The organism is Campylobacter rectus, from assembly GCF_004803795.1.
Classification (GTDB): Bacteria; Campylobacterota; Campylobacteria; order Campylobacterales; family Campylobacteraceae; genus Campylobacter_A; species Campylobacter_A rectus.
This window is the reverse complement of record NZ_CP012543.1, coordinates 1,874,117-1,892,856: the sequence shown is the minus strand read 5'-3', so window position 1 is coordinate 1,892,856 and position 18,740 is coordinate 1,874,117. Positions and strand designations below refer to the sequence as shown.

General features: G+C 47.0%; 20 protein-coding genes and 1 pseudogene. 11 read left to right on the top strand and 10 right to left on the bottom strand.

Annotation, left to right across the window (positions count from 1 at the left end):
• Nucleotides 1–226 precede the first annotated feature (226 nt).
• The 5 genes from CRECT_RS09145 to CRECT_RS09125 all read right to left on the bottom strand — a co-directional run bounded on the left by CRECT_RS09145 (nucleotide 227) and on the right by CRECT_RS09125 (nucleotide 3,943).
• Nucleotides 227–694 (bottom strand): GNAT family N-acetyltransferase, encoded by a 468-nt coding sequence (locus CRECT_RS09145; RefSeq protein ID WP_004318593.1) that lies wholly within the window; start codon nucleotides 692–694, stop codon nucleotides 227–229.
• Between the two features lie 78 nt (nucleotides 695–772).
• A complete protein-coding gene (locus CRECT_RS09140; RefSeq protein WP_004318611.1) occupies nucleotides 773–1,018 on the bottom strand; it encodes a CPCC family cysteine-rich protein in 246 nt (81 codons plus the stop codon).
• A gap of 147 nt (nucleotides 1,019–1,165) precedes the next feature.
• The gene (locus tag CRECT_RS09135) at nucleotides 1,166–2,194 is read right to left on the bottom strand and encodes a c-type cytochrome (RefSeq protein ID WP_004318503.1); all 1,029 of its coding nucleotides are present in this window, start codon (nucleotides 2,192–2,194) and stop codon (nucleotides 1,166–1,168) included.
• Entirely contained in the window at nucleotides 2,191–3,429 is a 1,239-nt protein-coding gene (locus CRECT_RS09130; RefSeq protein ID WP_004318559.1) for a cytochrome b, read from the bottom strand. Before CRECT_RS09130 ends, CRECT_RS09135 begins: the two co-directional genes overlap by 4 nt.
• A 10-nt stretch (nucleotides 3,430–3,439) precedes the next feature.
• Nucleotides 3,440–3,943 (bottom strand): ubiquinol-cytochrome c reductase iron-sulfur subunit, encoded by a 504-nt coding sequence (locus CRECT_RS09125; RefSeq protein ID WP_004318632.1) that lies wholly within the window; start codon nucleotides 3,941–3,943, stop codon nucleotides 3,440–3,442.
• A gap of 426 nt (nucleotides 3,944–4,369) precedes the next feature.
• Here CRECT_RS09125 and CRECT_RS09120 point away from each other — a divergent pair, with 426 nt between their 5' ends.
• Complete coding sequence (locus CRECT_RS09120) at nucleotides 4,370–4,750, top strand: VOC family protein (RefSeq protein WP_004318268.1); 381 nt, start codon at nucleotides 4,370–4,372, stop codon at nucleotides 4,748–4,750.
• Nucleotides 4,751–4,871: 121 nt separating this feature from the next.
• Here the strand turns inward: CRECT_RS09120 and CRECT_RS09115 are convergent, their stop codons facing one another.
• A complete protein-coding gene (locus tag CRECT_RS09115) occupies nucleotides 4,872–5,612 on the bottom strand; it encodes a hypothetical protein (RefSeq protein WP_004318405.1) in 741 nt (246 codons plus the stop codon).
• A gap of 66 nt (nucleotides 5,613–5,678) precedes the next feature.
• Nucleotides 5,679–7,544 (bottom strand): tRNA uridine-5-carboxymethylaminomethyl(34) synthesis enzyme MnmG, encoded by a 1,866-nt coding sequence (mnmG, locus tag CRECT_RS09110; RefSeq protein ID WP_004318638.1) that lies wholly within the window; start codon nucleotides 7,542–7,544, stop codon nucleotides 5,679–5,681.
• A gap of 374 nt (nucleotides 7,545–7,918) precedes the next feature.
• Between mnmG and CRECT_RS09105 the strand changes: the two genes are divergently transcribed.
• Both CRECT_RS09105 and CRECT_RS09100 read left to right on the top strand, forming a co-directional pair.
• Entirely contained in the window at nucleotides 7,919–8,086 is a 168-nt protein-coding gene (locus CRECT_RS09105; protein ID WP_004318441.1) for a preprotein translocase subunit YajC, read from the top strand.
• A gap of 9 nt (nucleotides 8,087–8,095) precedes the next feature.
• Nucleotides 8,096–9,655 (top strand): disulfide bond formation protein B, encoded by a 1,560-nt coding sequence (locus CRECT_RS09100; protein ID WP_004318622.1) that lies wholly within the window; start codon nucleotides 8,096–8,098, stop codon nucleotides 9,653–9,655.
• 194 nt (nucleotides 9,656–9,849) lie between these two features.
• Here CRECT_RS09100 and CRECT_RS13255 read toward each other — a convergent pair.
• The 3 genes and pseudogenes from CRECT_RS13255 to CRECT_RS09085 form a co-directional block, all read right to left on the bottom strand.
• A pseudogene (locus CRECT_RS13255) lies at nucleotides 9,850–9,936 on the bottom strand (FAD-dependent oxidoreductase); the annotation flags it as partial.
• 1,132 nt (nucleotides 9,937–11,068) lie between these two features.
• Nucleotides 11,069–11,578, bottom strand: a complete 510-nt coding sequence (locus CRECT_RS09090; protein WP_004318382.1) for a hypothetical protein — start codon at nucleotides 11,576–11,578, stop codon at nucleotides 11,069–11,071.
• A gap of 259 nt (nucleotides 11,579–11,837) precedes the next feature.
• The gene (locus CRECT_RS09085) at nucleotides 11,838–12,257 is read right to left on the bottom strand and encodes a hypothetical protein (protein WP_004318629.1); all 420 of its coding nucleotides are present in this window, start codon (nucleotides 12,255–12,257) and stop codon (nucleotides 11,838–11,840) included.
• Nucleotides 12,258–12,607: 350 nt separating this feature from the next.
• Here CRECT_RS09085 and CRECT_RS12770 point away from each other — a divergent pair, with 350 nt between their 5' ends.
• The 8 genes from CRECT_RS12770 (at nucleotide 12,608) to iadA (ending at nucleotide 18,629) form a co-directional block, all read left to right on the top strand.
• The gene (locus CRECT_RS12770; RefSeq protein ID WP_227932276.1) at nucleotides 12,608–12,754 is read left to right on the top strand and encodes a hypothetical protein; all 147 of its coding nucleotides are present in this window, start codon (nucleotides 12,608–12,610) and stop codon (nucleotides 12,752–12,754) included.
• Entirely contained in the window at nucleotides 12,754–13,254 is a 501-nt protein-coding gene (locus CRECT_RS09080) for a 4Fe-4S dicluster domain-containing protein (protein WP_227932274.1), read from the top strand. Before CRECT_RS12770 ends, CRECT_RS09080 begins: the two co-directional genes overlap by 1 nt.
• Before the next feature lie 455 nt (nucleotides 13,255–13,709).
• Nucleotides 13,710–14,342: a riboflavin synthase gene (locus CRECT_RS09075; protein ID WP_004318580.1), complete on the top strand. Its 633-nt coding sequence runs from the start codon at nucleotides 13,710–13,712 to the stop codon at nucleotides 14,340–14,342.
• A gap of 44 nt (nucleotides 14,343–14,386) precedes the next feature.
• The gene (locus CRECT_RS09070; RefSeq protein WP_004318390.1) at nucleotides 14,387–14,725 is read left to right on the top strand and encodes a hypothetical protein; all 339 of its coding nucleotides are present in this window, start codon (nucleotides 14,387–14,389) and stop codon (nucleotides 14,723–14,725) included.
• Nucleotides 14,726–14,763: 38 nt separating this feature from the next.
• Nucleotides 14,764–15,474, top strand: a complete 711-nt coding sequence (locus CRECT_RS09065) for a purine nucleoside phosphorylase YfiH/LACC1 family protein (RefSeq protein ID WP_004318571.1) — start codon at nucleotides 14,764–14,766, stop codon at nucleotides 15,472–15,474.
• A gap of 142 nt (nucleotides 15,475–15,616) precedes the next feature.
• Nucleotides 15,617–15,742, top strand: a complete 126-nt coding sequence (locus CRECT_RS12990; protein ID WP_004318347.1) for a hypothetical protein — start codon at nucleotides 15,617–15,619, stop codon at nucleotides 15,740–15,742.
• A gap of 508 nt (nucleotides 15,743–16,250) precedes the next feature.
• Complete coding sequence (locus CRECT_RS09055; protein WP_039887866.1) at nucleotides 16,251–16,466, top strand: acetyltransferase; 216 nt, start codon at nucleotides 16,251–16,253, stop codon at nucleotides 16,464–16,466.
• 1,023 nt (nucleotides 16,467–17,489) lie between these two features.
• Nucleotides 17,490–18,629, top strand: a complete 1,140-nt coding sequence (gene iadA / locus CRECT_RS09050; protein WP_039887836.1) for a beta-aspartyl-peptidase — start codon at nucleotides 17,490–17,492, stop codon at nucleotides 18,627–18,629.
• Nucleotides 18,630–18,740 lie beyond the last annotated feature (111 nt).

Sequence of the window (18,740 nt, the reverse complement as noted above, 5' to 3'; positions counted from 1 at the left end):
ACTAGTATTTACTTTGGTTAAACCTTAGAGAAATATGAGTAAAATTCGGTATAAGCGATTAGAGGCTATAGATGATTTGCGCAGATCGCCCGGCACTCTATAAAATCTTTCTACTATGGTTAAATATCCGTAGCAAGGACATCTGATTATATTTAAGCTCCTATTGCTATTTCTTGCATCTCGTTTATCATTTAATAAAAGCAAGTATGCCAAGAGCGGGGATTTGTTAATCAGATAATATCTTTTTTAGCATCACATACTCTGCCGTCCTGTATTCTTCTTTAAAACCGCAATTTAGAAATAGTTTTATTGCCGTGTTATCAATTGCTATATAATCATATATTTCTTTTACGCCGTTATCTTTTGCTTTTTCACACAATAGCGTTAGTGCGATCTTGCCATATCCTTTGCCGCGGTAAGGTGCGTATATAATAACGCTTGCAACGTATATGTCCCTTTTATCGTCAAAGCGATAAGCAACTTCGCCTACGAATTTATCATCTTTTTGTATATATCTATAAAAATATCTATTATCTTTATTTGCTATCCACTGACTATACCATCGCTTCCATTGATATTGAGGAAACGGAATTATACCGCCCCATGAACGGTTATACGACATTGTTTTTTCATCACTCAGTATTTTTTCTCTAAACCATAAATCTTCAATTTTAGGAGCATATAGTCTTATCATTTTATTTCCGCCTTTTACATTAAGAAGTGAGGATATGAACTCCACATCCTCACAACATAATTATAATAGGACAAATTTTTAAAACAACTCATCATCCATAGGTTCTCTGGCATTTATAGAGCCTAACTTACTTGAAGCTTTATACTCTTTATAGTTTTTCTTAGCCTCATTTAAAGATACCACATTGGGCTCTATTATTTTATCAGGGTTATTTATAGCTTTTGTATTGTATTGCCAAAAACAAACGGGACAAACATCTTGTATTAAATTCTTATCCTCTTTATCTACTATGGTTAGATATCCGCAGCAAGGACATCTGATCATCTTATACTCCTTTCATTTATATAATACAAATACCTCCATACTGATTTATTATATCAAATTCGTCAGAGAACTAAATCAAGAGAAATTTAAAAATTGTAAAAAGTAGTTAAAAATAAAAAAAGAAAGAGCCCGAAACGGGCTCAAATTTTAGTGTAGTTCGCTCCAGACTTTGCGTTTCCAAAGCCATCCGAAGATACCGAATATCAAGAAATAAATCATAATGTAGATGCCTAGGCTCTCGCGTTCGGCCTTTTTCTCGTCGCCGGCTTTTGCCATATAGGCTACGGCTTGATCCTCGGCCTTTTTATTTAGTCCGACGCGCGGCATAGCGGTTCCGGCTAGCATTTTTTGCGTGTCGTTGATGAACTTATGCAGATAATCATCGCCCTTCGAGCGGATCATCATAGATAAATCGGGCGGATTTGAGCCCATATACTCGGCTAGTTTTGCGCTGTTTGTTAGCATAAAGACGTTTTCGTATTTCATATCGTGGCATCTTTGGCACGCGTCGCGGAATACCTCGGCGTCGCTAAGCGTTTTTGGCGCGATAGATTTTAGATACGCGACCATATCGGCTAGCTCGGCGTTTGGATCCTCTCCGCCGGCTCCGAAAAACGGAGGCATCGGATAAGGATGCTCGTCGTTAAATTTGTGCGTTAGTTTTAGCGCGGTAGCCGGGTCTTTGATGACGGCAGCTAAAAATTTCTCGTCGTATAGATAGCCTGCGGTGCTGAGATCCGGCGGCACTACGCCGTAAGCCTCGCTTGATGCGTTTACGTCAAGAGGATCGGGCATGCCGGCGGCGGATAGGCCGTGACAGCCGGCGCAGCCCGCGTTTGCAAAGACCTCGGCGCCTTTTTTGGCGTCGCCTTTAGCAAAATTTATCGCATTTATATCCGCCCAAAAGGATTTGTATTTCTCTAGGTTCGCTTCGGCTTGCTCGAGCTCTTTTTTGGCGTTTTCTATTTTTTTAGCGTCGCCGGAAGCTTCGGCGTTTGCTAATGCGTCCTTTTTATTTTTTACGGCTAGCTCGCCTTGCTCGGCGTCTTGGGCGCTAAAGTCGTAGTTTGTATCCGCTACGTGCGGATGCATCGCTTGATGCGCATAGGGCTCGATGCCCCAGTAGGTAACGCCGGTAAAGATGATTAGGATGATTAAAATTTTAAGCTCTCTCATTTGGCGCTCCTTTTTTCAAGCGTAGTGATGATCGGTAGCGCCACAAAAAATAGCGCGAAAAACGCCACCGAGGAGGCAAAGCCTATGGCCGAGTTATCGATACCTAACGTCACGCCGTCGGCAGGGAGCTTGCCAAATATCGTAAGCACGACCAGGTCTATCATAAGTAACCAAAACCAAACGAAAAAGCCCTTTCTCTCGTGAGCCGGAGCCACGACGTCGCTCCTGTCGAGCCACGGCATGAAAAACAACGACACGCCCGCGACCGCAAAGGCTATCAGGCCTAGATTTTCAGACGGGATACCGCGTAAAATTTCATACTCCCACAAGAAATACCACTCCGGATATATGTGCAGAGGTGTTTTCAGGTGGTTGCCCGGTTCGAAGTTTATCGGATCCATCGCGAAGTTGAACTGAAAACAGACCAGATAAAAGAAAAATATCATAAAAAAGCCGATGTACATAAAGTCTTTTGCCAAAAAGCCCGGCCAAAACGGAATGACTTTAGCGTTTTTCTTATCGCCGCTTAGGTATTTTTCAGCCTCGACTTCAAAGTCTATCTCCTCGCCGGTTTCGTTATTTACGTGCGGGATGCGCAAAGAGTAAAAGTGAATGACGATAACAACTAGCAAAACAAGCGGCAGCAAGCAGACGTGAAGCATGAAAAATCTCGTCAAAGTCGGGTCGCTAGGTATATAGTCGCCTCTGATCCACTCTACTAGAGCGTCGCCGATGAAAGGCACTGCGCCAAAGAGCTGGGTTATGACCTTTGCCGCCCAAAAGCTCATCTGTCCCCAAGGCAGCATATATCCGCTAAAGGCTTCGGCCGAGAACAAGATAAAAAGCAACATACCGCTTAGCCAAATCATCTCGCGGCCTTTTTTATAAGAGCCGTAGTAGATCGCGGTAAAGGTGTGTATGTAGATGATCAGAAATATCACGGATGCGGCGACTGCGTGGATGTGACGCCATAGCCAGCCGTATTCGACCTCTTTCATGATAGTCATATTTACGCTATCGAAGGCTAAATTTATATCCGGTTTGTAGTACATAACGAGTAAAAAACCCGTCACCAAAAGTAACACGAAAAGCGTCGTGAGGATGACGCCCATCGCCCAAAGGAAATTTATATTTTTGGGTATCCAGTATTCGCTGACGAGCACTTTCATCAGTTTATTGACGGCTAGCCTTTGATCCAGCCAGTCTAAAAATCCCGTTGATTTGTGAATTTGCATTTTCTCCCCCCTATGCCTTATTTACGAGCTTTTCGTACTCCGGGCTCGTTTCGCCCAGCACCAGTTTCATACCTTCTATTTTAAAAGGCGGTATATCAAGCGGTCTTGAAGGGGGACCGAAAGTATTTACTCCGTCGGCGTTAAATTCTCCCGCATGACAGGCGCAGAAAAATATTTGTTTATTGGGTTGCCATTGCGGTATGCAGCCAAGATGCGTGCAAAGTCCGATCGCGATCATAAATCTCGCGTCTCCGACAACGACGTCGCGCTTGTCGTTTGGTGGCATAGAAGGGTCTTTTTTGAGGATAAAAATAGGTTGTTTGCGCCATACGACCTGACGCATCTCCCCGTCTTGCATCGGACTAAGGTCGAAGCTCGACGTAGCGCCTGCTTTTACGCTAGGGAGCGGATCCCAAGTCTTTTTAACGGCCACAAGCGATAAAGCCCCGCCGACGGCGGCTACGGCGCCAAACGCCAGACCGATAAAATCTCGTCTTTCTTGTTTTACGGACATTATTTTCCTTTCAGTGATTTTTTAAAACGTATCATTATACCCTTGTGAAAATTAAAATTTCATTTTTTTGGCAAATAGTTCAAGGATTTAAATTAATTTTAAACAATCATTTATCATTTTGCTTTTAAAGCGACTTGGGGTAAAATTTGCGTACAAATTTGGCTCACAGAGTTAAATTTGGCGGCAAAATTTGATGCCGATGTGCGGTAAATTTATAAAGTTTGGCGTGAATTTGATCGGGTGAAAATTTCTGACTTAAAACGAGATAAAATTTAAATTTAGCTTTGACGCGGTTTGCTCGCCTTGCCGTTAATCTTTTGTGCTGCTGGGCTTAAATTTATGTAGTAAGGATAATCCTCAAATTTGAGCTTTTGCTATTGCGGATCGGCTTTGTGCGATTAAATTTGATTTAAAAAGGAGAAATTTATGCGTATCGCTTCGATCGATCATATCGTTTTAACCGTCGCCGATTTACAACGGACGCTTGATTTTTACGTGCGAGTACTGGGTATGCGCGAGGTTGATTTCGCAAACGGACGCAAAGCTCTGGCCTTCGGCTCGCAAAAGATAAATTTGCACGTAAAAGGCGAGGAGATTTTGCCAAACGCCCTAAACGCAAACATCGGAACGGCCGATATCTGCTTGCTTACGGATACGCCGCTTGAGTCGGTTTTAGAGGAGTTGGAGGCTGCGGGTATCGCCGTAGAGCGGGGTATAGTGCCGCGAACGGGCGCGCTTGGAGCGATAAGCTCAATCTACGTGCGCGACCCGGACGAAAATTTGATAGAGATTAGCAGATATATTTAAATTTAACGGATTTAGAAATCCTCCAAATTTGCCCAAAAGCGGTAAAATTTAAACCGAAATAAAGGCCCAAGCGACGGGCAAATTCGGTCGTAAATTTAGTCTTTATCGTTGTCGTCCGGTCTTAAAATAAAATAGGTTTTCTTTGGAGATTATCCAAATTTTGCCCCGTTTTAAGCAAAAAATACTTTTTTAGTTCCAAACGGTTGCTTTTTGAAAAGACAAAATCTATAAAGCCGTTAGCGCGGTCTTTAATCAATAATTCATCGCATGCTTCAAATGAAAAATTTTTATTTACGAAAACGTTTGATAACAAATTCATCGTTACCAGCGAACAAAACAAGTAGGCGACAATGCCTAAAACGAGCATAATTTCGCCAAAAACGATCAAAAATAACGCTACTATTATGCCGCCGTATATATAAATTTGCGGGCGAACGCGGTTTTTGGGCGCGTTAAATTCGTAGCCGTCGCAGCCGAGAAATAAAACTTTCTCCACGCTTTTTATTTGATTGGCGGGAATGGATTTTTTGATTTTACTTGCAACATTGTATCGCACGGCTGAGCCTGAGAATTCGACCGTGCAATGGTTTTTAAATTTGAAAAAATCAACAAAGTTATGTATATTTGATGCGAATATAAAGCATGCCGTGAGTGAGTATTCATAATCGCCGAAAATAAAATAAACGACGAACGCAAAAACAAGCGTGATGGACGACAAGATAAACACCGCATGCAAAGCATAATCTTTAACGATTAACGGCTCTTTGTCGTAATCTCTCGCAAATTTTATTGCGCCGGGATTTGCTAAATTTGAACTTTGGCAATCGCCGCCGACGTTTGAAATTTCGTCTGCACCGCTCAAATTTTACTCCTTAAGGTAAGCTCTAAATTTAGGCTACCGTTTTGCTTTGCCGAGTGGGCGCTAAATTTACTGCGACTCCCTCGCATTCATCTTTATATAGATGTGCAAGATATCTATCGCAGCAGGCGTCACGCCGCTGATCTCGCTAGCCGCAAAGAGCGTCGGCGGGGCGAATCTCTCGAGCTTTTCGACCACTTCGTTACTAAGCCCGCTGATACCGCGGAAGTTAAAGCCCTCGGGGATTTTCACGCTCATCATATCTTTCATGCGGTCGATCTGCTTTTTTTGCTCGGCGATGTAGTGCTGGTATTTGGCTTCGGTTAAAATTTGCTCCAAGCTCGCCTCGTCAAGCGCCTCGAAAAACGGATCCAGCTTGCGCAGCTTTTCACCCGTGAAGCTCTTTCTTGCGACGATTTTTTGCAGGGTCAAATTTTGGCTGATTATCTCCTCGTCCAGGCTATCTAAAAGCTCTAAATTTCGCTTTGTCGGCGTGATCTCGGTGCCGTTTAGCAGCTCTAGCCCGCGAGTCAAATTTGACCTTATGGCTTCTATTTTCTCAAACGTTGCTTCGTCTAGCAAGCCAAGCTCGCGGCCGTATCCTCCTAGGCGCAGCACGGCGTTATCCTCGCGCAAAAGCAGCCTATACTCGGCGCGGGAGGTAAACATACGGTATGGCTCCTTCGTGCCCTTAGTCACTAGATCGTCGATGAGAACGCCGATGTAGGCCTCGTCGCGGCGCAGGACGAACGGCTCTTTGCCATCAAGCGCAAGCGCTGCGTTTATGCCGGCCATCAGCCCCTGCGCGCCCGCTTCCTCGTAGCCCGTGGTGCCGTTGATCTGGCCCGCGAGATATAGTCCGCGCGCTTTTTTGGTCTCTAGCGTGTGTTTTAGCTCGGTTGGCTGGACGTAGTCGTACTCGATCGCGTAGCCGTGGCGCACGATGCGAGCGTTTTCAAAGCCTCTGACCGAGCGCAGCATCGCGACCTGCACTTCATACGGCAAGCTCGTAGAAAAGCCGTTGATATAGTACTCCGTGGCCTCTAGCGTCTGCGGCTCGACGAAAAGATGATGCCTGTCGCGGTCGCCGAATCTATTTATCTTATCCTCGATACTCGGGCAGTAGCGCGGACCCACGCCCTCTATCTGGCCCGTAAATAGCGGCGCTTTGTCGAAATTTGAGCGGATGATGTCGTGGGTGGTTTCGTTGGTGTAGGCGATGTAGCACGGCAGCTGCGTAGGCGCGAAGTCCCGCGTGCGGAAGCTAAACGGGCTTGGTTCCTCGTCGCCGCCTTGGATCTCAAGCACGCTAAAGTCGATGCTTTTGGCGTCCACGCGCGGGCAGGTGCCGGTCTTTAGCCGACCGACTTCAAGGCCAAGATCACGCAGGCTATCGCTTAGATTTTTAGCGCTTAGCTCGCCCACGCGGCCGGCTTCCAGTTTGTTAAATCCGACGTGTATGAGCCCGTTTAAAAACGTGCCCGTCGTGATGATGAGCTTACTTGTTCTATACTCGTTGCCTAGGTGGGTTTTTACGCCCGTGATTTCGCCGTTTCGGCTTAAAATTTGCGTCGCGATCTCTTGGCTGATTTCAAGATTTGGCGTATTTAGCAGTAAATTTCGCATATAGACGCGGTAGCGGTCCATATCGATCTGAGCGCGGCTGCCTCGCACGGCCGGGCCCTTGCTCTCGTTTAGCACGCGAAACTGTATGCCCACGGCATCGGTCGTTAGCCCCATTTGCCCGCCTAGAGCGTCGATCTCTTTTACGAGGTGGCCTTTTGCTAGGCCCCCTATTGCGGGGTTGCAGCTGGCTGCGCCGATCTGCTCGGCTAGGATGGTGATTAGCAGCGTTTTTTTGCCCATTCTTGCGGCGGCGAGGCTGGCTTCGATGCCCGCGTGACCGCCTCCGACGACGATAATATCATAATTCATATTTAAATTTTCCTTGTCCTTAAAATTCGCGATTTTATCAAAAAACAGATAAAATATACAAAAATTTAGGAAAGACGGCGAGGAAATTCGGCTTAAATTTAGCCCTCTTTGCCGCCGCGCCAGCTGACGAAACTACCTAAAATGCGCTTAAGGCGCGCGAGGTTGAAATTTTACGAAAAACTTCGTTATGCTTTTGCCGTCGCAAGGCTTGAAATAGCGTTGATACGAGTTTGATAAGATCGCGTGCGAGTTTCGCTTTATCAAAGCTATAAATTTAAAAATTTTAGAAATTTTTAAATTTACTCTCAAATTTCTTTTTATTTTTTACTATAATATTTTAAAATGATTTTCAAATTTTACCTCAAGGAGAGACGATGGAGTTTTTAACGCTCGTTTTGATCGCCGCTTGCATGTATGTGCTTATGTTTCGCCCGCAAAGGCAGCGGCTCGCGTTTTGCTTGTTCGGGGCGGCAAGCTTCGTTATGGTCGGTATGTGGTTTGTCTCGACGTTCGGCTCGGTATTTGGCTCGGGCAATTACTAGGAGGGCGCCGTGTGTTTTAGCGAAAAGAATTTTAACGCCTTGATGGCGACGGCGATCATGCTTATTTTGGTGATCCCCGTAGGCATCGCAAACGTCTGGCTGGGTTACGTGGTGGGAGAAAGCCCGTGCGTGCTTTGCTGGTGGGAGCGCATAGGTATGATCTTGGTGGGGCTGCTCGGGCTTTTTATCCTCAGATACGGTCCGCGGCCCAGATACGTCGTAGCGGTCTTTTTCATCGCGGCATTCGGGATGCATATGGGGCTGAGACATCTTGGCAACTTCGTCCAGCTCGACGTAGATATGGGGCTTGGCGCATCGATACTGGGCGTGCGAACCTATACGTGGGCGGCGATCGTGTATTGGGCCGTCGTCATCGTAATGAGCCTCTTTTTGATATTTATCAAAAAAAGCGCGGAGCTAAATGCCGATTTTAGCGGGCAAAGAAGCGTGATCAAGCCCTTTAACGCATACGGCAAGGTCGTTTTCTACCTCTCTTTCGCGCTCGTTATCTCAAACGGCGTGCAGGCGTTTTTTACAAACGGCATCCCGCCCTACGGCGGCAAAGCGCCCACCGATAGGATGAGTTTAAATTTGGCTATGAGCTCCAAAACGTGGGAAAGATACGTATGGGACAGGCTCAAATCCTTTAATCTCAAGAAGGATTATCCGCAAAGACCCTATATCCGCGGCGTATTCGATACGAAAAAATTTAACGAAAATTTTGCCGACGGTGCAGTGCCCAGCGCTGTGAAGCTAGGGCTTTTAGGCACGAAGCAGATCGAGATAAAGATGAACAGAGGCGAGATGATAGCAAGCGTCTCATACGACGAGAAAAATCAAGAGTTCGCCCTTACCTCCTCGTATGCGGGTAGCTACTTCACGAAAGATCTTAAAAATTTCGATAAATTTGCGGTGCTTGATTATCAAAACAGCTGGAATCTAGGCCATACGACGGCGAGCGCCTTCGTAGGAGAGGATCTGCTCGTAATCGGTCAGAACAAGACCGCCTACGGGCTAAAAAGGCTCAAAGAGCCGATGGATAAGGTGATAGAGTATAGGACTTTTTTACAAACCAGCGGCGATTACGGCAGCTACTTTGAAAAGGGCGTCGATAGATACACCAAGGACGGGCGGCCGTTCCTTACGATGATACGGGCTAAGCAGGCGTATGCTTTGGCGTTTGCGGCGGATGAGAAGTTTATGTATATAATCAGCGCGCCCAACGATGTCGTAAAAAACGTCGTAATCGGCAAATTTTTAATAAGCGAACGCAAGCTAAGCGCCGAGGCGTATCTAAAGCCCGCCAAGGGGCTTGAGCTCAAGCAAAAGCGAAATTTTAAGGATTACTACGTCGTAGGGGCCGCGAGCGCGGGCGATCAAATTTTAGCCTACAGCAGGGAGTATAACACGCTGCTTAGCATCGATAAAAACAGCCTCGAGGTCGTGCAGGCCTACGAGATGCCACAGATGAGCGAGCCTCATTCGCTCGCCGTCGGCGCGGATCGGCTCTATGTGCTAGGCTTTGAGGGCGACAAAAATCTACTTTACGAGATAGAGCGCCCGTTTTGATCGCTGCAAATTTTAAAATTTAGCTCCGCTTGCGAATTAAGCCCGCGATTTGGCGGCACTTTTGCGGGGTCGCATAAATTTTAAGCCCCCGCGATGCCAAAGGGCGGCGGTAAATTTGAGCCGTTTTTAGAGCGGATTTTGAGGGAATTTTACGGCTTCGTTTTTGCGAGGCCGCTTAAATTTTAACCAAACGGCGCGTCTGCGGCGAGTTTTGTTTGCCCGCCCGGCGCGTCGATCTCTTTTACGAGGCGGCCTTTTGCTAGACCGCCGATAGCGGGGCTTGCCCATGAAATTTACATGAAATTTCATCGCGCCGTTTATGCTCGCACCGCGTCGTCTGCTCTGAGCAAAACCTGTGCAGCGGCAGGCTAATCGCATTTATGTTTGTTTCATATCGCTTAAGTGTGAGCTGCATAGATACCTGCGCGCGCAGAGCTTGAACGTTCTTTGACGACGTAGTGCGAGCCGTAGCGTCGGCTGCGGCAAATTTTACTCAAACAACGCCTTGTTTTTTTGCATCTGCGCCTGGCTTTTTTGTTAGCGCTATGCGGCTTGCATATGCACCGAAGCTTTTGCGCTCGCGCTTATATCTGACGCCGTATCGTTTGCGCTTGCAGGGCATCGACTTGAAATTTTATAGAAAACCGCAGCCTTGGGCGCAAGGTGCGATTAAATTTAAACTTGCGCCGCTAGGTCTTTTTGGGTATGTCGCTTGATGCGCCGCGCTAGCTTTTAGTATCGTTTGCATATAGCCTTCGGCCGTTTTGCCAGAGTTTGCTGCCAGGCGCCTTAAAATTTAGCGCTTGATCGAGTAAAGTTCGTGTCTTAGGCTCGCCACGCTTGCTCTCAATACCCACTACGCGAAAGCGTATCAATCCGCCGCCCAAAGCCAAAGCCCCTCATACGCGAACCGCAGGGCACCAAGCTCATCCGTGATGACGTATTTGCAAAACCCTTTTTTGCGACGGGTGTATCGGCGCCTACCTCGCAGCCTTGCCGTCTTTGCCGGCGCAGTAGCTTACCGCCGCGGGAGTTTTTATGCGCCATACATTTGCGGCTAAATTTTTTAAAATTTCAAAGGCGGATGGGCTGGAGGCGCGCTAAATTTTGACGCACAGGCTAGGGCGCTAAATTTTCGGCCGCAATCTACGCAAAAGCGCAATGAGGTCCAGCCTCGAGTGAAATTTACGCACAGATGCGGCAAAATTTCGCGGTTAAAATTTTACGCAAAGACGCAGCCTGGTTTTTAAAAAGGGCGGTTAAATTTTCCTACGCGCGGTTTGGCTTTTGCGAACGATTTGACTTTTGCGCGCAGTTCGGCTAGCTAGCTCGTTTGCGAACGGCTAGGCTTTTCTGCGGCGCGGACATTATACCGATCCTAAAAGCAGATCGTATATCTCTTTTTGTAGGCGGCTAGGCTTTTCTTTGCGCACGGACCCGCGCGACGACCTGCCAGAGCCCCGCATCGCTTCGTAGCTCCTTCCGCCACGAAAACGACGCCTCGCTCATCTGCGAAAATACATAGCGCATCGCCTCTTCGCCGTTTTGCACGAGCACGATCTCCTCCGCCTCCTTGTGCGCGGTTAGGCGCAGCGCCGTGCCTATGCAGCCGTAAAAAATATCCCACGTCCCGCTTGCGGGCTCATAAATCCTTATCGTCGTGCCGTATTCGGCGTCCGGTTGCGGATTTACGAGCCGCTGCGCGCGCGAGGGCACTATAAACACGTCCTGCACCGCGGATCCGTCCAAAACCCGCGCGAAGAGCCACTCGCCCCTAATTTCGCGCGGCGTGCCGCTCTGCAGGCCGTCCGTCCACCATATGTCCCAATCGCCGATGAGCGGCGCGAAAAAATCGTGCTCGCTCGGTATCTTTGCGCTCCGTGCGTCGCTGCACAGAGCCTTCGTAAATCCGCTTTTTTGCATTAACGCTCCTTGATTAAATTTGAGTGGTTGTGCGCGTGACGAGCGAAAAATTTGTGCTCAGTTTGGCAAAACGGCGTCAAATTTTACTTTTCATATAAAATCAACCGAGGTCGGTGTCGAGTAATTTAACGACGAGCGAAAATAAAATCTGCAAAATTTAAAATTCTCGACGCATTTTTACGACGCTCGGCGTTTTTTGAAGTGCGTGCCTACGAGTTAAATACGCTACTAAATTTACAAATTTACCCCCGCGTTAAAGTCAAATTTCCTTTGCGATTTTGTTCATCTTGGCAAAAATTTCCGCTCGCTCGCCGTCTTTTAGATTGCCCATCTCTAGCTTCGTCATCATCTGCATAAAATCAAATTTCTTAAACATTTTCGCGGCTTCTTTGGCTTCGCGCTCGAGTTTTGCGTAGATTTGCGCTTCGTTTTCGTTGCGGGCTAAATTTTGCAAAAACGAACTCGCCTCGCCGCCGTGAAATTTATCCGCATCAAATTTACCCGCCGCACTGTTTGAACTTGCTTTTTCGTTAAATTTATCCAGCATCTGGGCAAAATCCGTCAAATTTGCCGCCGCAAGCGTAGAGCCGGCTAAAAATTGATCGCCTTTTTGACCTTGAGCGACGCGGTTTGCTAGGGTCTTTAAAATCTCGTTTGAAGCGCCGTTTTTGATCTGCATTTTTATCCTTTTATATTACTAACGTCAAGTCCTAGCAAAAAGTATTCCGTTAAATTTTAAAGGTTTTGGTTAAATTTTAGCTTAAGCTTTTTAAAACATTATGGGACAAGATGCTCTATTTTGCGTATCAGATAGCCTATACGTAATATTTTTATATTCGTATAAATTTAAAAAAATGCCTATTTACCGCAAATTTAAAGATAAACTTAAAAATAAATAATTCATAAAAATTAATCTAAAAAATACAAAATTCGTCAGGCAAATGACGGAAATAAATTTCTAAAAGTAATACAATTAGCTCAAGATTTAAGAGAAATCAAGAATCGTAAAACAAGTAGAAAGGAGAATTTATGAAACAACATAAATTTGTGATCGCCGATTACAAACGTTGTATCGGTTGCGCTACTTGGATGCGGCCTGTTTTCGTAGTGCTTATGGGTGCGGTAAGCTTTCAAAAGCTAGACTGCGGTGCTCCCGTCAAGCAAAAGGCGTCATAATGGCGCAGTGTCGCCGGTGCGATGACGGTCCTTGCGCGAACGTATGTTCTGCCGGGCACTCAGGTTTAACGATAACCGCATTGAGCTTTGCGAGAAGATTTTATAGGCCGCAAACTCCGCACGATCGCTTGCTCTTACGGCGCGATAAGCTCTGGCGCGGAGCTAATGCCACTCATAAGTTACGCGGTAGGGCCGAAATCCACCTCGAAAAGCCAAGCGGGCGCGAAAGATACCGCGATCAAATGCGATATGTCTTCGGGCGCGAAAACGGCCCTGCGTGCATCAAGGTTTGTCTGACCGGCGCGATCATCATAGTCGATCCGCTACACAGCCATCACAAGCTTAGCGGCAGGATCGAGCAGGAGGCGGCACGGGCTTTCGTAATAAAATTTTACGCGGAAGCGAAATTTAAAAGAGCCTCGCGTTTTAGCCGATATAGGCGCAGGACGTGGATGCAAAGGCCGACTTTATCGTTATTGGCGAGCTTTAAAAACTCCTAGCGAGCAAGCAAGAGAGCAAGCGGCGTCGAATTCGCACGCTATAAACGACGAAAATAGCGGCGCACAGGGGTGCGAGACGGTAGGCGTTTATCCGCTTTTTGGTTGGCGTCGCCGTTAGCATCCTGCTCTACGGCGCGCAAAAATCAGCCGTCAAAATCGGCTTTGGATTAAGCGCGATTAGTTGTTTTTACGCGCTTTGCTACTTTTAAAATACCGGTCTTAAGTAGGCCTATTTGCTATTTTCAAATTTATCGTTTTTGTGATTATTATTTGATAATTCTTTTATCTTAAATATTTTTAAGGCGTATTAAAATTTGCCGAGGCCGAGTGCGATTACTCTGCGAGTTTTTGTAGATTTGCGCCGCGACAAAAAGCGAGCGGTTAAATTTCGGCGGTAAATTTAGCCCACTCTGAGGCTAAATTTTATAAAATAGCTCAAAATTTAAGGACGAAAAATGTTTAACGGACTGATTAGAGAGATCGCGCAGGTTGCTAGCTATTCGCAAAATACCCTGCGATTAAAAGCCGCATACCGCCCGAATTTAGGCGATAGCGTCGCGGTAAACGGCGCATGTCTTAGCGTGACGCAGCTGCACTCAGACGGCTTTAGCGTGGAGCTTAGCGCCGAGACTAGAGCGCATATCGCGACGGAAAATTTGCGCGGACGCGTGCATATCGAGCCTGCGATGCGGCTAGGAGAGCGCATAGACGGGCACCTGCTGCAAGGACACGTCGATGCTATCGGCGAGGTCGCGCGTATAGAGCGGCACGAAAACGGGGTTGATTTTTATATAAATTTGCCATTTAGCGTCATGCCTCTGATGGCGAATAAAGGCAGCATCGCGGTCGAGGGCGTGAGCCTCACGATCAACGAAGTTTTGCCGACCGGCGTGCGCCTAACGATCATCCCGATCACTTTTAAGGAGAGCTTGTTTGGCGAGTTTGAGCCGGGGCGCCGCGTAAACGTAGAAAGCGACCTGCTAGCGCGCTACGTGGCTAGGCAGCTGGAGTTTGGCCGTAGTGCCCAAAACGGCGGCAAAAGCGAGATCGGCTGGGACGAGTCGCAGCATATCGCGAGCCTTTATTAGGCACGGCGGGTTAAATTTGACGCCGTTAAATTTGGCGGCGGATTTTGACTTGGCGCGCTAAATTTACCAGCTCGCACGGAAACGGCATATTAAATTTAGCGGTTTTGCGTGCCAGGCGGGGCGATGGATCTAGCTTGCAAAAGCGCACTCTTTACGAAGCGGCAAATGCGCAAGAGCCGTTTTGGGCAGTCAAATTCGGTGTTAAATTCGACAAAGCGGCGAGTTTTTGCGAGCGGGCAAATTTGTCAAATTTGCAAAAAGCGGCTTGCAAGGCAAAAATCGGCCACAAAGCGCAGGCTGTCGCTCCGACGAATTTATCCGCAATTTTTAAATTCGGCGGCAAAATTTACGAGCAGGCAAACGCCGTAAATTTAAACAAATAACGAACGGTCAAACGTAAGAGCAAAGAGTTTAAGAAAAAATGAAGCGGGAAATTTTGGATGTAGTTTTTGAAAACGAGCGATTTACGGCGGGCTTTACGACGCGTTTTGGCGGCGTTAGCGAGGCTGCGTACGAGGGGCTAAATTTAGGAGATCACGTCGGCGACCGAGCTTGGAGCGTCGCGAAAAACCGTGAAATTTTAGCAAATAGGCTCGGTATCTCCGTGCAAAATCTAAAATTTATGCGCCAAATTCACTCGGACGTCGTTTTTGCGTTGTCAAATTTAAACGAACCCGTCCCCGAGTGCGACGCTATCGTTTCAAATCTGCGCGGCGCGGCGCTTTGCGTTTTGGTCGCGGATTGTTCGCCCGTTTTGCTGATCGACGAAAGGCGCGGGGTTGCGGCGGCGGCGCATGCCGGTAGGGCCGGCGTTATGAAGCGTATCTGCACGAAAGCCGTGCACGAAATGGCGCGCGGATACGGCTGCAAGATGAGCGATATACGGGCGTTTGTGGGGCCGAATATCAAGAGCGGTTGCTACGAGATCGGCGAGCTTGACGTCGGAGAGTTTGCGCGATACAAGGCGGACGGGAGGTTTGATATGGACGCGGCTTTGCGGGACGAATTTGCCGCGCTGGGCGTGCGGGATGCCAGGTTTAGCAAAATTTGCGCGCATTGCGACGAGAGGTATTTTTCTTATCGTAGAGACGGCATCACGGGGCGATTTTGCGGATTTGTATTGATAAAATAGCCTTACGGCAGCTAAATTCGGCCTATAATTTCAGATAAAAGCAACCCCGAATATACGCTTTTGGTAATCTTAATTTCACGGATTTTAAGCTCTATATTATTATACCATTTCTACTTGATTTTGTTTAAATTAAGGAGCTGTTATGAAAATAAGATGTAAAGAGTGCGGACACGCCGAAGAGGTAAATCTTGCCCTTTTTGTTAAGATCATAGGCGCTACCGTGGTCGGCGGCGGCTATTGGGCGTGGGTTGCGTATATCTTTGCCTAAACGGGTTTTGCTATGCCGATATGTATAGCTATCGTCGTAGGAGGCGTGGCTATCGCGGCCTTTTCGGAACAGATTACTAAGTGGATTATCGCTAAAAATTATCCATGCGAAAAATGCAAATCTTCAAAATGGGAAGCCGTTATAGAGTGAGCGTATTTTCAGCGCTTACGGTTTATTTTGGCGTAGATGTGCGCGAAATTTCGCAAACGTCGGTGCAAAACGGTATGCGGCGGACCGGGCTGCCCGTCGGCCCAATTCGATTTGTTTCCGCCGCTTTGTTAAAGTCCGTTTTTAGCGTCTAAATTTGAGCTTTAAGGCTCGTTCGTATCGCCGCGATCAAATTTTAAGCTTATTATTTTGCCGAATTTGCCGTTTATCGAGCGGACATAGACGAAAAGTCGCTTAGAGATTAAATTTGACACGAAATCCTTATTTGCGGCGAAATTTGAGCATAAATTTACCTCTATTTTTTTATAATAATCTCAAATTTTATCAAAAACCGAGAAAAATGCCTTACGAAAATTTTAAATCAAAAAATCATCTTGCGGCAAAAATCGCCGCAAATGCAAGGAAATTCGGCGTCCAAACTCTGCAAAACGAGGAGCTCGTAAATATCCTTTTAAAAGCCGAAAAGCTCGAGATTTCGGCCGAGCGGCGCGAAGCGGCGGAGCGGATATTTACGGGCTTGATGAATATCGAGGAGAGCGTGCAGCTAAGCGGATAAAGCCGCGCCGAATTTACTTGCAAAACTTTCGCAAAACCGCGTAAAATCCAATAACTTTGTAAAAAGCCGTATGAGGCCAAAAACGGCGAAATTGCCGAATTTTTATACAAAAACGGCTTTTGCAAACCGCGTAAACGTCGTTAATTTGCAAGTAAAAACCGCTCGAGAAAAAGCGGTAAATTCGCGTCGCCGCGCATTAAAGCCCATGCTTTTAAATTTTTATTAAACGGGCTTTGCACCGTCGTTTTGATTTTGCCGATCGCGCGGAGCTAAAAAGCGCCGTAAATTTAAGGCGTTTTAAAGCTGCGGCAAAATTTGTCGTTTTTTAAATACATTAAGCGTAAAAATTTAACCCAAAAGCCCGATACGCGCCGCTGAAACGATAAATGAAGCGCAAAAAAGCGGTAAAAATTTAGTGGACGCGCGGTTGCGACCGATCAGTCGGTTTGGGCGAAATTTAAGGCGAAATTTAGCCGAGTTTCGATTTCGGATTAGGATAAATAGGGCGTTTGGATACAAATTTGCAGGTTTTTGCAAATTTATTCGAAATTTAAGCGGGTTTTGTCGCCGTATAATAAATTTAGCGTTTGCGGACTATCTTGAGCGTTTTGGTTTCGGGCGCGACGGAGGTTAAATTTGAGCGATGTGTTGTCGGCGACTATATTTGTTTGTTGCGTCTGTGGCGCGGACGGCTTTGTCAAACTGCCGTTTCGCGAGTCGGCCGCTTAAAACGCGTCAAAATTTACCGCACGTAAAAGAGTCGTCGGCAAACGAACATCCCAAAATACGCTGCATTTGTTTTGCAAATTTCGTCGAAAATATATCGCGTTCGCTTTGCCGAGGTTATCAAAACGCGCCGATTTCATCGCGGCAATCTCAAAAATCCGCCGCGTCCGCCTCGCTAACCAAAACCGAAATATCCGATTTTTATCAAATTTGATGTAAAATGACGGCGTGACATCGCAATCAAAATAAGCTAAAAACGTAAATTTTAAAATGAAAATCCAAAGCAAAGGAGAAAATATGCTGTTACTTAAAAATGCCGATCTATACGCGCCAGAACACGTCGGCAGGAGCGACGTTTTGCTCGGCGGAGGTAAAATTTTGGCCGTTTCCAAGGGGCTTGATTTTCGTATTGAGGGGCTTGAAATTTACGATCTAGAGGGTAAAATTTTAGCGCCTGGGCTCATCGATCAGCACGTGCACATCACGGGCGGGGGCGGCGAGGCGGGCTATCACTCGCGCACGCCCGAAATAACGCTATCGCAAATCATCCGCTACGGTACGACGACGGTCGTGGGCACGCTGGGTACCGACGGATGCACGAGGAGCCTGGAAAATCTCTACTCAAAGGCCAAGGCGCTTGAATACGAGGGCATCTCGACCTTCATCCACACCGGCTCTTACGCGCTGCCTAGCGTTACATTTACGGGCTCCGTCACGCGCGATCTGGTGCTCATCGACAAGGTCATCGGCTGTAAGATCGCGATGAGCGACAACCGCGGCAGCTACCCGACCTCTCAGGAGCTCATCAAAACCCTGACGCAGATACGCATCGGCGGCATGATCTCGAAAAAAGGCGGCGTGCTGCATATGCATATGGGCGGGCTAGCGGATAAATTCGATCTGATTTTTAGCGTGATCAAGGATTATTCGTTCCCCGTTAATTACTTTTCGCCGACACACTGCGCGCGGACGAAGGAGCTCTTTGACGAGGCGATCAAATTTCAAAAAATGGGCGGCTACATCGACATCACGAGCGGCGGAAGCCAGTTTATGCCGCTTCACGAAGCCATCGCCTACGGGCTTGCTAACGGGCTAAATTTAGATCGTCTAACGATGAGCTCGGACGGCAACGGCAGCGTGCCTAGATTTGACGAAAACGGCGCGCTAGTGGGCTACGGCTGCGCCTCGTGCGATACGAATTTAGAGGTCATTCAAGCCTGCGTCAAAAATAAAATCCTAACCATCCCGCAAGCGCTAAGCATGATGGGCAAAAACGTCGCAAAATACCTAAATCTAAGCGGCAAAGGCGAGATAAAAACGGGCTTTGACGCTGATTTTGCGGTATTTGACGAAGCTCTAAACCTAGATAGCGTGATCGCGAAAGGGGAGTTTTGCGTGAAAGAGGGCAAGCTCGTGAAAAAGGGATTTTTTGAGTGAAAATTCCTAAATTTAACGGGCACGCTTAAATTTACGGACGGTTTTCGCTTGAGGCGTAAATTTGAGTCGAGTGCCCGAACCTTGTGTTTTTGCCCGGCGTTTCACATAGGC